Origin of the sequence: Acinetobacter sp. YH12100 (genome assembly GCF_013419135.1) — a bacterium.
Classification (GTDB): domain Bacteria; phylum Pseudomonadota; class Gammaproteobacteria; order Pseudomonadales; family Moraxellaceae; genus Acinetobacter; species Acinetobacter pseudolwoffii.
In genome coordinates this window covers 96,589-110,218 of the sequence record NZ_VPAQ01000003.1, presented here as the reverse complement: position 1 = coordinate 110,218, position 13,630 = coordinate 96,589, and the positions used below count along the sequence as shown (strand labels likewise).

Here is a 13,630-nt window from a genome sequence, read left to right as displayed (position 1 = left end):
TTCTCACCCTGTAAAAAAGAAGGGCTTCACGAATAAAAATGTCCCTTTATTTGTGAAAAGTCCCCCTTTTTACAAAGGGGGATTTAGGGGGATTAATAAATACGACTTTGAATCAATTAGTGACGGAAATGACGCATGCCAGTGAACACCATCGCAATACCTGCTTCGTCAGCAGCCGCAATGGTTTCTTCGTCACGCATAGAACCACCCGGCTGGATAATGCATTTGATACCCGCTTTAGCGGCGTTATCAATACCATCACGGAATGGGAAGAATGCGTCAGACGCCATGACAGCACCCTCAACCACCAAGCCAGCATGTTCAGCTTTAATTGCAGCAATACGAGCAGAGTTAACACGGCTCATTTGACCTGCGCCAACACCAATGGTTTGACGGTTTTTCGCATAAACAATCGCATTAGATTTCACGTATTTTGCGACTTTCCAAGCAAAGATCATGTCATCGATTTCTTGTTCAGTCGGAGCGCGCTTGGTCACCACTTTAAGATCAGCTTTAGTAATCATGCCCAAGTCTTGATCTTGTACTAACAAGCCGCCATTCACGCGTTTGTAATCAAGTTGCGATTGACGTGCATCGATTGCTGGAAGTTCACCGCAAACTAAAACACGTACGTTTTTCTTCGCACCAGTCACTTCAAGTACGCCATCAGCAATACTTGGTGCAATGATCACTTCAACGAATTGACGCTCAACAATCGCTTGTGCAGTTGCAACGTCTAATTCACGGTTGAATGCAATGATGCCGCCAAATGCAGATTCGGGATCTGTTGCATACGCAAGGTCATAAGCCGCTTGAATGCCGTCTAAAGACACTGCAACGCCACATGGGTTTGCGTGCTTAACGATTACACAAGCAGGTTTCGCAAAAGATTTAACACATTCAAGTGCAGCGTCTGTGTCTGCAATGTTGTTATAAGAGAGTTCTTTACCTTGAAGCTGTTTCGCAGTAGAAACAGATGCTTCTGTCGCTGTGTCTTCAACGTAGAACGCAGCAGACTGGTGCGGGTTTTCGCCGTAACGAAGATCTTGAACTTTGTTCAATTGTGTATTGAAGGTACGTGCAAACTTGTCCGCTTCACCTTCTTGTTTGCCTACGCGAGCGCCAAGGTAAGATGCGATCATGCCGTCATATTGTGCAGTATGTTCAAATGCTTTTACTGCAAGGTCGAAACGAGTCGCATGCGATAAAGCGCCTTCAGCTTTAAGCTCAGCTACAACAGTGGCATAGTCAGAAGCATTCACCACGATGCCTACAGATGCATGGTTTTTTGCCGCAGCGCGAACCATGGTAGGGCCACCGATGTCGATGTTTTCAATCGCATCAGCCAGTGAACAGTTTGGTTTTGCTACAGTTGCAGCAAATGGATAAAGGTTTACAACGACTAAATCAATAGCATCAATGTTGTGTTCAGCCATCACAGCTTCGTCTAGACCACGACGAGCCAGAATACCACCATGAATTTTAGGATGTAGCGTTTTTACACGGCCGTCCATCATCTCTGGGAAACCAGTATGCTCTGAAACTTCTACTACAGCGACACTATTGTCTTTCAACAATTTGTAGGTACCACCTGTAGATAAAATTTCTACCCCTAGAGCAGCAAGTTCTTGTGCAAATTCAACAATACCAGTCTTGTCAGACACAGAGATTAAAGCGCGTTTAATAGTCATGATCTTCGTCACAGTTTTTAAGGAACAGAATAAAACAAAATCAGCAATTTACAGGTTAAAAAAAATGCCTGCGGAAGCCGCAAGCATTTTATCATTTATTCACTCATTAAACCGTGAGCTTTTAACTTTTTACGTAACGTACCACGGTTGAGTCCGAGAATCTCGGCAGCACGTGTTTGGTTACCACGTGTATATTCTAGAACTACAGATAGAAGAGGTTTCTCCATTTCTGCTAGCACCATGTCGTATACCTGAGATGGTTGCTCGCCCTGTAGTTGCGCAAAATAATGGCGAACTGCGCGATCTACGTGGATACGTAAAGCAACATCAGATTGTGCAGTAAAAATAGGAGATTTGCTATTCATGCGAATTAATCCGAAAAACAAATATCGCTTGGGTAAAGCGATATAAAAAGTGGTCTAAAATTGAAATGAACTCCGCTTTAGATCCTAAAACTGGAGTTCTAAAACTTAATCATTGCATTGAGCCAATAGCTTGACACATCTCAACGTTTTGGTCGAAAAATAAGCGTAACAATAGTTAAAGTTTTGTTACTGACCAAAATCAAAACAAAAAAATCTGCACGATACGCAATAAATTTTATAGCGCATTAGGCAAGACTGTATTTGTTGTGAAAAAGTAGCGAGGAGTTGCAGCACATAGCTTTCGTGGCGCGTATCATACCATTGTCTAAGCAAAAGTGAGCAAGAAAACTGCATTTTTTTTAACTTTTTTTAATTTTTTAATGCTTTCTATTCAGATTAAGGGCGAATTATTTCCAAACTATAGCGATCAAAGCTTTTACGATCGACAGGAAGCTCAAATTTGAATTTAAATGGACTGTTTTTCGGGATACGTTCAATATTGACCAGACTTTCAATCAGATACTCTTTGGCAGACAGGTTATAAGTCGCAACAACTTCACCGCGCTGTTCCAGATTGATTTTTAAAATCGGTAAAGCCAGGCTACGGTCATGGAAGTTGATCAGCTCACCGCTAAATTCAGTTTTCTTGTGACTGGTTGCCTTGATCTTGACTTTATTGACCTGAATCAGCGTGTAGTATTTTTCCAGATTGGAACAATTAAACACCTCGCATACATTGTTAAAGGCCAGACTCATGATATGACTATTTTTGATGTATTGCGGATTAAACCAGAAAAACTGGAACAGCAATACGCCAAATAGCATCAGGTTCAAGATGCTCCAGCCAATATAATACATTGGCCCACGGTATATCTGTTTTTCTGCCTGATCTTCCCAGTTCATGCTCGGCAGTACCGAGATAGGTTCGGTACTGAAATAGTTCAGATTGTTTAAATAGGTTTCCAGATCGATATTTGAATGTTCAACTTTCTGATCGAAAATATATAAAAGACTGTGCGTATTTTGCTGTTGATCGCGACCATATACAGGTGGGTTATATCGAGAATAGGTTTGATCCTGAGACGCTGAGGTAGTGACCGAGTTTTGGGCTTCGGCCACCAGATGCGATAAGGCATTAAATGAAGTGGTACATTTGGGACAGCAAACCATACCCTGCGCAATGGTGAGTTGAGCAACTGTGACCTTGTAGGTGGTGGAACAGGTAGGGCAATGGGTTCGTTTGTCACTCATAAACTATTTGTAGACTCATTCATTCTTATGGCGTTTACCCGAGATACGGCACCAGTGCTCGTCTCGTTTTTCTACGTCTAATATATCAAAATAATTTGAGTAAATGCTAGTAACATCAGCAACTTGCTCTTCGATAACTCCGGCAAGTGCGAACTGTCCCTCAGATTTAATTAAAGTTGCGAACTCAGGAGCCAACATCATTAGTGGCGCAGCCAAAATATTGGCAACAAATACGTCAGCCTTGGTAGTGCCGAGTTCATCTCTAAATTCTTCTGGCAGGCCGACATAAAGTTTGTCCAGTACACCATTCAGTTCAGCATTTTGCTGGGTGGCCAGAACTGCTTGTGGGTCAATATCAGTGGCATATGCTTTTTTAGCACCTAAGAGCAGGGCAGCTACCGCGAGAATGCCTGAACCACAGCCATAATCGATGACGATTTTGTCTTTAACGTCAATTTTGCCGAGCCATTGTAAGCACAAGAATGTAGAGGCGTGGTTCCCTGTACCGAATGCCAGACCCGGATCAAGCTTGATATTGACTGCATCGGCTTCAGGTGCTTGCATCCATTCCGGTACAATCCAGTATTTTTCAGCAATCTGGATTGGCTCATACGCATCCATCCAGGTGCGTTCCCAAGCCTGATCTTCAATGAATTCGTACTTGATCGGCGCTTCTGGCATTTGCGCACCAATAAAGGTTTCTAGTGCAGCAACGTCAATTTCTTCGCCTTCTTCCTGTGCATAAATACCAGTCACAATCACTTTATTCCAGAGTGGTGTTTCGCCTGGAAGTGGTTCCAGCAAATCCTGGTTTTCAGCATCATCCAGGGTCACACTCACTGCGCCTAGTGAGCTGAGTAATGTCTCAGTATAATCGACCTGAGCTTGTTCAACCGTAATATGAATTTGTAACCACTTCACAGAAATAACCTTTATACATTTTTCAAAAAGCTATTGTAACGGAAGTTCAGACACAACGCTGCTATCTTCTTGATGCATACCCAAAATAAAAAGGATGCCGAAGCACCCTGTATAAAGCTCTATAAAGACTTATGAAACCTTAGAGAGAAGAGGTGTTCTGTCTAATGGTGCAAAGCGGTTAAGCAGTAGACCAAAAATGGCAGCAAAAATATACATGAAGATTGAATAAACCGCGGCAGGCATGGCCACAGCAGTGCTGGACATCACGGTCAGGGCAATGGTCATGGCTAATGTGCTGTTGTGAATGCCGATTTCAAAGGCACTGGCCCGTGCCTGAGCGGTATCTATATTCATTAAGCGGGGGACAAAATAGCCGATGGTCAGGCTGAAAATACAGAACAATGCCGTGGCGACACCGACCTGAGTCAGATATTCGGCAATATTGGTGCGTTCACTATAGATGGCCCCGACAATAATCAGAATCAAGAATATGACTGCAAAAATACGCAGCGGTCTATTCAGTTTTTCAGTCAGGCGTGGTGCATGATGTCGAATCAGCATACCAATCGCGACAGGAATAATAATGATGCCAAACACCTGAAGAATTTTACCAAGCTGGAGTGTGATCTGCTGGCTGTCCTGCATGAAATGCATAATCGAAAAATTAACGATCAACGGTAAAGTTAAGGCTGCAATCACTGAATTAATCGCAGTCAGGGTGATGTTGAGTGCCAGATCACCTTTGAAAAGATAGCTAAACAGATTGGCCGTACTGCCGCCGGGTGAGGCGGCTAACAGCATCAGACCCACGGCAAGAAGTGGAGGCAGGGCCAAAACTTTACACAGGATAAATGCAATACCGACCAATAAGACCAGTTGGCAAAATAATGCGACTAAAACAGCTTTAGGATGTTGGGTGACCCGGGCGAAATCTTTGAGGGTAAGTTCGAGACCTAAACCCACCATAATAATCGCGAGCGCAAGCGGCAGTAAAATCGTAATAATGCCAGAATCCATCTGTCATGCTCCTTGTTAAAAATTATTTTAATACTTTTGCTTTTCTTGGGAAAAGCATACAGCTTTATCGCAGACTCAGCCAAATAAATTACAAATCCGATAAACGATTTTTATGGCGATAAGCGATATATTGGCGACTCATCATCACCCCGAAAATAGTCGCAAAACTATACATGACAATGGTGTAAATGCCGGCCGGAATTGCCATGGTGACATCGCCTAAGACCGAAATCGCAATGGTGATCGCAATCGCCGTATTATGAATGCCGATTTCAAAGGTACAGGCCCGTGCCATTTTTTCTGGAATACCCATCAGTAGCGGAATGCAATAACCAATAAACAGGCTGGAAAAACATAAAATCACAGTAGCTAAACCAATACTGGAAAAATATTCAAAGAGATTAAAACGATCTCTAAAAACGGCAAATATCAAGAGTATGCTTAAAAAACTAATTGAAACGAAGCGCATCGATTTGCTGACGGTAATGGATAAATGTGGAAATTTGGCTCGAAGCAGCATCCCGATGATCACGGGGATCAGGGTAATTAAAAACACCTGTATCATTTTTTCAACTGGAAATGTCACAGTCGAGTCGTGACTCATAAAATATTGTAATGAGAGATTGATAATAAAGGGCAGGGTGAAAATAGAAATGATGGTATTGATGGCAGTCAGGGTGATATTCAGTGCGACATCGCCTTTATACAGATAGCTAAACAGGTTGGCGGTTGGGCCTCCTGGTGAAGCGGCCAGAAGCATTAAACCTACTGCGAGTAAAGGAGCTAAGTCCAGAATCAGGCAAATAAAGAAAGCAATACTGGTCAACAGTATGAGCTGTGTAAATAGGGCAATAAAAATGACTTTAGGATAGCGGCTTAAGCGCAGGAAATCCTTGATTTTTAATTCGAGTCCCAGCCCCATCATCATGATTGCCAAGGTAATAGGCAAAAAAAAGTTAAAAAACCCCGAATCCATGAAAAATCCCTTTTTATTATTGATTTTTAGATAGATTTTAAGTGTAGCGGAGCTGAATAAATAAGCAATATAAAACGGGCAAAATGTATTCACTTTGCCCGTCAAAGCTTTTACTTGAAATGTAAGCTATTTAGAGCTATGACAGCTTACATGCCTGGCTGAGTTTGCATTTGCGCATCAGGCGGAGTCTGCTGGTCATTCATTGGTTGCTGCATTTGCGGCTGGCTCATTTGTGGTTGCATTGGCTGACTGTGCATTTGGGATTGTCCCTGAGGGCGTGGCGGCATAAAGCCTAAAGCACATTTACCTTTGACTTCGGTTCCATTAATGGTGGCGGTGGTCGCGCTACTATTGCCACTACAGGTACTCATGAGTTCAGCTTCATCACCTTTGATTGAAGCATTTTTTGATGAAGCGAAAAACTGTGGCTCACAGGTTCCATTCCAGATAATGCCTCGATGAGCAAAACTGACTTGAGCACCTTGGGTTTTGCCTTTACAAACCTGTTGATACTTTTGCGCATTATAAGTGGTTTCGACCTTATCATTTGCTGAGGCTGCAAATGGCGCAAAACATAAACCACACAGAACAGTTGAGAGAAAAATATTCTTATTCATCAGTTATACCTTTGTTTGTAATGTAAGCAGTATATAGCTTAAAAAATACTCAAAATTAAACAGTGTAAATCGAGTAATTTTCTGAACTTATATGTTTAATTTATATAGTCCCTCTGCAAAGTTAAATTACAGTGCTTGATTCTTGTACAGGATGATTCATTTTTTATCTCAGGATAAATTCGACTGAATCTGTCTACTTTAGAATGAAATTTGCTATAATACTCAGCTATCCTTTTTTATCTCTCAATTACCACTATGCATTATCCTAAAGTATACGATGTCATTGTTATCGGTGGCGGTCACGCCGGTACAGAAGCAGCTCTGGCTGCAGCGCGTATGGGTCGACAGACTTTACTCTTAACTCATAACATTGAGACTTTAGGGCAGATGAGCTGTAACCCGGCCATCGGTGGTATTGGTAAATCGCACTTGGTGCGTGAAATTGATGCCTTGGGCGGTGCAATGGCACTGGCTGCCGACAAAGGCGGTATTCAGTTCCGTATTTTGAACTCGCGTAAAGGTGCAGCAGTTCGTGCAACACGTGCGCAGGCAGACCGTGTCCGTTTTAAAGCGGCAATTCGTGAAACCTTAGAGAATCAGGCGAACTTGGATATTTTCCAGCAAGCGGCTGATGACCTGATTGTTGAAGGCGATACCGTCAAAGGTGTGGTTACCCAAATGGGCATTCGTTTTGATGCCAAAACTGTGGTGTTGACTGCGGGTACATTCTTGGGCGGCGTAATTCACGTTGGTCTGGAAAAATCCAGTGGTGGTCGTGCCGGTGATCCGCCGTCGATTTCATTGGCAGCACGTTTGCGCGAATTGAATTTACCTGTGGGGCGTTTAAAAACCGGTACACCACCGCGTATCGATGCACGTTCGGTCGACTTTTCTGTAATGACACCGCAGCCGGGTGATTTCCCATCTCCAACCATGTCGTTTATGGGCGATGCGTCTATGCATCCGGAACAGGTGAACTGCTATATCACCCATACCAATGAACGTACGCATGAGATTATTCGCGGTGGTCTAGATCGATCACCAATGTATACCGGTAAAATTGAAGGTGTGGGGCCGCGTTATTGCCCATCAATTGAAGATAAGATTCACCGTTTTGCCGATAAAGACTCGCATCAAGTATTCTTGGAACCGGAAGGTCTGGATACGCACGAGCTTTATCCAAATGGTATTTCAACTTCATTGCCATTTGATGTGCAGTTTGAGTTAGTTCGCTCAATCCGTGGTATGGAAAATGCGCATATTTTGCGTCCAGGCTACGCCATTGAATACGACTATTTCAACCCGCAAGCGTTGAAATTTACCCTTGAAACCAAAGCGATTAATAACCTGTATTTTGCTGGTCAAATTAATGGAACCACTGGTTATGAAGAAGCAGGTGCACAAGGTTTGCTGGCAGGTTTAAATGCTGCACGTCGTGCCTGGGATCAAGAGCAGTGGACACCAAAACGCGATGAAGCCTATATGGGTGTATTGGTAGATGACCTGATTACGTTAGGCACCAAAGAACCGTACCGTATGTTTACCTCACGTGCTGAATATCGTTTGATGTTACGTGAAGACAATGCTGACCAGCGTTTAACTGCGATCGGTCGTGAATTGGGTCTGGTCGATGATGCACGTTGGGCGGTTTACTGCGAAAAAATGGAAGCAGTTGAAAAAGAAACCGGTCGTTTGCAGCATCTTTGGGCGGCTCCAAACAATCCGATGGGCAAGAAATTCGTTGAGATGACTGGCGCAGATTTATCTAAAGAATGTTCAGCGATCGATCTTTTGAAACGTCCAAATATTTCATTTGCGCAAATTGCCGAGTTAACCGGTTCTGATGTATCTGCGCAGGTCGGTGATCAGATTGAAATCGCAGTGAAATATGCGGGTTATATCAACCGTCAGCATGAAGATGTGGCACAAATGAAACGTCTTGAAGAAACCCGTATTCCAGGCGACTTCGATTATGACATCGTGTCGGGGCTGTCGCGTGAAATCACGTTGAAACTGAAGGATGTACGTCCTGAAACATTGGCGCAAGCCAGCCGTATTCCGGGTGTGACGCCTGCGGCTGTTCAATTGGTGATGATTACGATTCGTAAGAATGCACAAACGAAAAAATCTGCTTAAGAATACAGTGTGAAAAAGCCCGCGCAATGCGGGCTTTTTATCGGCTGATATTTTTGTATAAGTCTCGGCTATCTTTCAATTATAAATAACTACTATTTAACTAAGTGACTTATTTATAAAGATAATAAAAATTATTAAGATGTAAAAAGTCTATAAATTTTAACTTTTAGGTCTAATGGAAAGGGTGTTGAGCCAAGTTGATGAACTTAAATCCGACTATTGTCGTGGTATTTCTCTGACCAGATTAGGATAAGAATAGGGGGAATAGGATCGTCAGGCTATCAAACGATTTATAGGTTATTGATGGAGATCAATCATGATATAGCCTTATAGTGAAAAATTACGAAAAATATTGACGATTTTCTTGTGCTTTTGGGTGGCATTTTTTGAGGGTTTCGATCTTCAGGCTCCTGGAATTGCAGCAAAAGGAATTGCGGCAAGCTTTGCTTTAGATCAGGTTCAGATGGGCTATGTGTTTAGTCTGGGCGTCTTTGGAATGCTCTTTGGTGCATTCTTTGGCGGACGTATCGCGGATTATTTGGGACAAAAGAAAGTCCTGATGTTGTCTGTGGCTATTTTTGGTGTGTTCATGTCGCTGACTGCAATTGCACCGAGCATCGAGGTTTTATATGCTGCGCGTTTCTTGACCGGTTTGGGTCTGGGTGCTGCAATGCCGACCATGATTTCCGTGGTTGGAGATGAAGCAACTGAAGCCAATCGCGGTAAGCTCAATAGCTTGATGTATTGTGGCCTGCCTGTTGGTGCTATTTTTGTCGCCGGTTTGGCTATGCTGCTTCCAGATATTCAATGGCAGACTTTATTTTTGATTGGTGGTTTAACCCCTTTAGCGCTTCTCCCTTTTATGGGCTTTATTCTTAAAGATCAACCTAAAGCAGCGGTAGCGCAAAAAAGATCTGGCGAAGCTGTACCGGGCATGGTCGAGGTTTTGTTCAAGCAGCAACAGTATAAAAATACAGTGCCGCTTTGGGTAGGTTTCTTTTTTACCTTGATGATCAACTATATTCTGATTAGCTGGTTGCCTAATTTGCTGATGGAACAAGGCTTGCAAAAACAGCAGGCATTTCTGGTGATGCTGGTGTTTCAGGTGGGTGCGGTGATTGGAACCTTGAGTTTGGGTTATTTGCTAGATCGTTTAAAATTGTGGCAAATGGCAGCCATTATTTACAGCGGCTTATTTGTTGCCTTGGTTTTGTTGTTCACCAGTACCTCGATTCCGCTATTAATTTTAGCCGGGGTGATGGGTGGGATCTTTTCTACAGGTGGTCAATCTATTCTGTATGGCATCTCTCCGATTTTTTATTCAGGTGCAGGTAAAGTCACAGGCGTGGGCAGCGCCATTTCTTTAGGTCGTTTAGGTGCCATGACCGGTCCGTTATTAACCGGGAAAATTTTGGCATTAGGTTTGGGAACTACAGGTATCCTTATGGCAAGTTTACCTGCGGTGGTTGTATCAGCGGTAGCAGTCACGGCACTGTCACGTTATAAGGCAGCTCATAAATAAGCCAGTTTTCTATTTTTATTGCTATTAAAAAGGAATCTACGGATTCCTTTGTTATGGCTCATATTTTAATTGAGTAAAATCGGCAGATAAAATTTGCTAAAATAGATGGATAGCAAACAGACTGGTTTTTATATGCCTTACCAATTGATCGAACTCGATATTCAGGCCACCGATAATATTGCCTGTCCACATTGCCAGCAGAACATTATTGACTGGACTGAAGAACAATATGTACAGCCATGTGAACATACTTTATTTATTGCCATGGATATTGGCTTTGAATATATGACCGATGAATTTGAGCACAGTATGCCGCGTTCGGTAGATGATCTGCATGCCAATGACGATCAGGTGAATATGTTTGATGAAATTACCGCCAGTACTTATTCAGACTATCTGATCTTAAAGTCAGACTTGGGCGCAGCAGGTTATTCGCGTTATATCGGCTTAACTGTTTAACTCATCTCAGTATAAAAAAGCACCCGAAGGTGCTTTTATAGATTAGCTTGGACTTTCGATTTCTTCTTCTACCTCATCATCGGCCGTATCCATACCGAGTTCTTTGAGCTTGCGGGTCAGCGTGTTACGGCCCCAGCCCAAAAGTTCAGCTGCATGACGTTTGCGACCACGGGTTTGTTGTAGTGCAGCATTAATCAGGGTGCGCTCAAACATCGGTGTAGCGACATCCAGAAGTTTCATCTCGCCATTTTTGAGTTTTTGCATGGCCCATTGACCCAGCAATTCATCCCAGTGCTGTGGACCCACTTGGTTTAAGTTTGGAATTGGTGAGCCTAAATCCAAATCTTGAATTGGAATTTGTTTCAGTTCAGGTGGTAGGTCTTCTGGATAGACTTCACGACCCGTGATCATCACGGTTAGCCAGCGACAGGTATTTTCAAGCTGGCGTACGTTGCCTTGCCATGGCAGTTTTTGCATATATTCCTGGGTTTCAGGACGCAGAATTTTGGGATTAACGCCGAGTTCTTTACCAGCACGTGCCAGGAAGTGCTGCGCCAGCATCGGAATGTCTTCACTGCGATGTGCCAGTTTTGGAATGTGAATCCGAATCACATTCAGGCGGTGATACAAGTCTTCACGGAAACGGCCGTCATGTACCAGTTTTTCCAGATCCTGATGCGTGGCAGCCACAATCCGCACATCGACCTTGACGGGAATATGACCACCGACACGATAAAACTCGCCATCGGCCAAAACACGCAATAAACGGGTTTGGGTTTCAAAAGGCATGTCGCCAATTTCATCCAGAAACAGCGTGCCGCCGTTGGCCTGTTCAAAACGACCTTGACGCTGGGTATTGGCACCGGTAAATGCACCTTTTTCGTGACCAAAAAGTTCGGTTTCGATCAGGTCTTTTGGAATAGCTGCCATATTCAGGGCAATAAAGGGCTTTGCACTACGCGGTGAATGGCGGTGCAAGGCATGTGCCACCAATTCTTTCCCTGTACCGGACTCACCATTAATGAGTACAGTAATATGCGATTGCGCTAAACGGCCGATGGCGCGAAACACTTCCTGCATGGCGGGAGATTCACCGATAATTTCAGTCGATTGAATCGGCGGGGCAACTTTTGCTGATTCTTGTTGTTGCAGCTTGGTAATATGCAAAATCGCACGATTGACCAGTGCCAGCGCTTCATCAATATCAAAAGGCTTTGGCAGATATTCAAAAGCACCAGTTTGATAACTTGATACAGCAGACTCTAGGTCTGAATGCGCCGTCATAATAATCACAGGCAGGTCAGGATAATTGTGTTTGACCTTACCCAAGAAGGTGAGTCCATCAATCCCCGGCATACGGATATCGGTCAGAATCACATCTGGTGCATCAACACTGAGTTGATCTAGTGCGGATTGTGCTTCTTCAAAGCTGGTCACGTCCAAGCCTTCTTCTTTAAAGGTTTTTTCCAGTACCCAGCGCATGGCACGATCGTCATCAATCACCCATATTTTATTTCGCGACATGATTCGACTCCCAAGGTAAATATAAGCTAAACACGGTTTTTCCAGCCACGGACTGACATTCAATCATGCCGTTATGCTGATGAATAATATTTTGAGCAATACTGAGACCCAGTCCGGTACCTTTGGCGCGACTGGTGACCAGTGGATAAAACACAGATTCGATAATGTCTTCGGGGACCCCAGGGCCATTGTCTTCAATATCAATGCGTACCACAGAGCGATGAATTGCCCCGTTAATGGTAAATAGGCGCTGAATCCGGGTTCTTAAAACCAGTTCAGGCTGGTGATCGACAAAAAACTCTTTGTTCTCGGTCATGGCCTGTACTGCATTGGCACAAATATTCAAGATCACCTGAATCAGTTGATCACGGTCTGCCAGAACTTCAGGTAAGGACAGGTCATAATCCCGAATAATCTTGATTTTCTTTTTGCTTTGATTGGCGATGAGTGAGCGCACCCGCTCAAGTGGCTCATGTACATTCACCAGCTCATAGCTTGGCAGTTGGCGTGAACCGAGCATGGTGTCGGCCAGATTTCGGAGTCGATCGACTTCACTAATAATAATATCGGTAAATTCTTTGTATTGTGGATCATTCAGACTGCGAGCCAGAAGTTGTGTTGCCCCCCGAATTCCGCCGAGTGGATTCTTGATTTCGTGCGCGACACCACGAATCAGCTGGCGAGCCACTTGATGTTGCTGAATCAGGTTTTCTTCACGCGAAATTTTAAGCATGCGGTCACGAGGATTGAGCTCGATTAACAACAGTGGGTGATAGGGCTTACCCAGATTTAGCTGAGAAACGGTGTAATCGACATGAATGTCCTTAAAGTTGACAATCAGTGTGGCTTCACGGCGCGTATAAGGTTGGCCTGTAGTTAAAGTGTTGTTCAGCGCTTCTTCAGTATTAAACTCATCGGTCGGATGTTGCAGAAGACCTAGTGCCGGACTTCCACTGGCGCGAAATAAGCTCACATCAAATAAGGCTTCGCAGGCAGAGTTGAGATAATAAATATTAAGATCGCGGTCTACCAATAAGATACACGTGGTCATATTGTCCACTAAAACACGATAGTCGATCGGAATAAGCTGATCCATTCGCGGTTTTTTTCCTGTATTAAAATGGCGCAATGGCATCTTCATAAAGCAATTT

Annotated in this window: 12 protein-coding genes; 3 read left to right on the top strand and 9 right to left on the bottom strand. The window is 43.6% G+C overall.

Features of this window, described 5'->3' with window-relative positions; all coding sequences use genetic code 11:
* Window positions 1–116: 116 nt before the first annotated feature.
* The 7 genes from purH to FTU40_RS03635 all read right to left on the bottom strand — a co-directional run bounded on the left by purH (window position 117) and on the right by FTU40_RS03635 (window position 6,838).
* The gene (gene purH, locus FTU40_RS03665; RefSeq protein ID WP_005096691.1) at window positions 117–1,691 is read right to left on the bottom strand and encodes a bifunctional phosphoribosylaminoimidazolecarboxamide formyltransferase/IMP cyclohydrolase; all 1,575 of its coding nucleotides are present in this window, start codon (window positions 1,689–1,691) and stop codon (window positions 117–119) included.
* A gap of 95 nt (window positions 1,692–1,786) precedes the next feature.
* Window positions 1,787–2,056, bottom strand: a complete 270-nt coding sequence (gene fis / locus FTU40_RS03660) for a DNA-binding transcriptional regulator Fis (RefSeq protein WP_001086304.1) — start codon at window positions 2,054–2,056, stop codon at window positions 1,787–1,789.
* Between the two features lie 396 nt (window positions 2,057–2,452).
* Window positions 2,453–3,307: a DUF3426 domain-containing protein gene (locus FTU40_RS03655; RefSeq protein WP_005171257.1), complete on the bottom strand. Its 855-nt coding sequence runs from the start codon at window positions 3,305–3,307 to the stop codon at window positions 2,453–2,455.
* A 15-nt stretch (window positions 3,308–3,322) separates the two neighbouring features.
* On the bottom strand, window positions 3,323–4,228 hold the full coding sequence (gene prmA / locus FTU40_RS03650; protein ID WP_005171256.1) for a 50S ribosomal protein L11 methyltransferase: 906 nt from the start codon (window positions 4,226–4,228) through the stop codon (window positions 3,323–3,325).
* A 129-nt stretch (window positions 4,229–4,357) separates the two neighbouring features.
* On the bottom strand, window positions 4,358–5,245 hold the full coding sequence (locus tag FTU40_RS03645) for a bile acid:sodium symporter family protein (protein WP_005096694.1): 888 nt from the start codon (window positions 5,243–5,245) through the stop codon (window positions 4,358–4,360).
* Window positions 5,246–5,333: 88 nt separating this feature from the next.
* Window positions 5,334–6,221: a bile acid:sodium symporter family protein gene (locus FTU40_RS03640; protein ID WP_180039808.1), complete on the bottom strand. Its 888-nt coding sequence runs from the start codon at window positions 6,219–6,221 to the stop codon at window positions 5,334–5,336.
* Between the two features lie 146 nt (window positions 6,222–6,367).
* Window positions 6,368–6,838: a hypothetical protein gene (locus FTU40_RS03635; protein ID WP_005171252.1), complete on the bottom strand. Its 471-nt coding sequence runs from the start codon at window positions 6,836–6,838 to the stop codon at window positions 6,368–6,370.
* A gap of 255 nt (window positions 6,839–7,093) precedes the next feature.
* Here FTU40_RS03635 and mnmG point away from each other — a divergent pair, with 255 nt between their 5' ends.
* The 3 genes from mnmG (at window position 7,094) to FTU40_RS03620 (ending at window position 10,955) form a co-directional block, all read left to right on the top strand.
* Entirely contained in the window at window positions 7,094–8,974 is a 1,881-nt protein-coding gene (mnmG, locus tag FTU40_RS03630) for a tRNA uridine-5-carboxymethylaminomethyl(34) synthesis enzyme MnmG (RefSeq protein ID WP_100328704.1), read from the top strand.
* Window positions 8,975–9,350: 376 nt separating this feature from the next.
* A complete protein-coding gene (locus FTU40_RS03625) occupies window positions 9,351–10,496 on the top strand; it encodes an MFS transporter (RefSeq protein ID WP_373686044.1) in 1,146 nt (381 codons plus the stop codon).
* Window positions 10,497–10,628: 132 nt separating this feature from the next.
* Window positions 10,629–10,955, top strand: coding sequence for a hypothetical protein (locus tag FTU40_RS03620; protein ID WP_035337926.1), 327 nt, complete (start codon window positions 10,629–10,631; stop codon window positions 10,953–10,955).
* A gap of 42 nt (window positions 10,956–10,997) precedes the next feature.
* On the opposite strand, the gene glnG is transcribed toward FTU40_RS03620, so the two are convergent.
* Together glnG and glnL are read right to left on the bottom strand one after the other, a co-directional pair.
* Window positions 10,998–12,479, bottom strand: a complete 1,482-nt coding sequence (gene glnG / locus FTU40_RS03615) for a nitrogen regulation protein NR(I) (RefSeq protein ID WP_005096701.1) — start codon at window positions 12,477–12,479, stop codon at window positions 10,998–11,000.
* Entirely contained in the window at window positions 12,466–13,575 is a 1,110-nt protein-coding gene (gene glnL / locus FTU40_RS03610) for a nitrogen regulation protein NR(II) (protein WP_005096702.1), read from the bottom strand. The genes glnG and glnL overlap by 14 nt, the downstream gene beginning before the upstream one ends.
* Window positions 13,576–13,630 lie beyond the last annotated feature (55 nt).

Coding starts and splice junctions, on each gene's coding strand:
- purH (WP_005096691.1), bottom strand. CDS start 1,691: ATGACTATTAAACGCGCTTTAATCTCTGTGTCTGACAAGACTGGTATT.
- fis (WP_001086304.1), bottom strand. CDS start 2,056: ATGAATAGCAAATCTCCTATTTTTACTGCACAATCTGATGTTGCTTTA.
- FTU40_RS03655 (WP_005171257.1), bottom strand. CDS start 3,307: ATGAGTGACAAACGAACCCATTGCCCTACCTGTTCCACCACCTACAAG.
- FTU40_RS03645 (WP_005096694.1), bottom strand. CDS start 5,245: ATGGATTCTGGCATTATTACGATTTTACTGCCGCTTGCGCTCGCGATT.
- FTU40_RS03640 (WP_180039808.1), bottom strand. CDS start 6,221: ATGGATTCGGGGTTTTTTAACTTTTTTTTGCCTATTACCTTGGCAATC.
- FTU40_RS03635 (WP_005171252.1), bottom strand. CDS start 6,838: ATGAATAAGAATATTTTTCTCTCAACTGTTCTGTGTGGTTTATGTTTT.
- mnmG (WP_100328704.1), top strand. CDS start 7,094: ATGCATTATCCTAAAGTATACGATGTCATTGTTATCGGTGGCGGTCAC.
- FTU40_RS03620 (WP_035337926.1), top strand. CDS start 10,629: ATGCCTTACCAATTGATCGAACTCGATATTCAGGCCACCGATAATATT.
- glnG (WP_005096701.1), bottom strand. CDS start 12,479: ATGTCGCGAAATAAAATATGGGTGATTGATGACGATCGTGCCATGCGC.
- glnL (WP_005096702.1), bottom strand. CDS start 13,575: ATGGATCAGCTTATTCCGATCGACTATCGTGTTTTAGTGGACAATATG.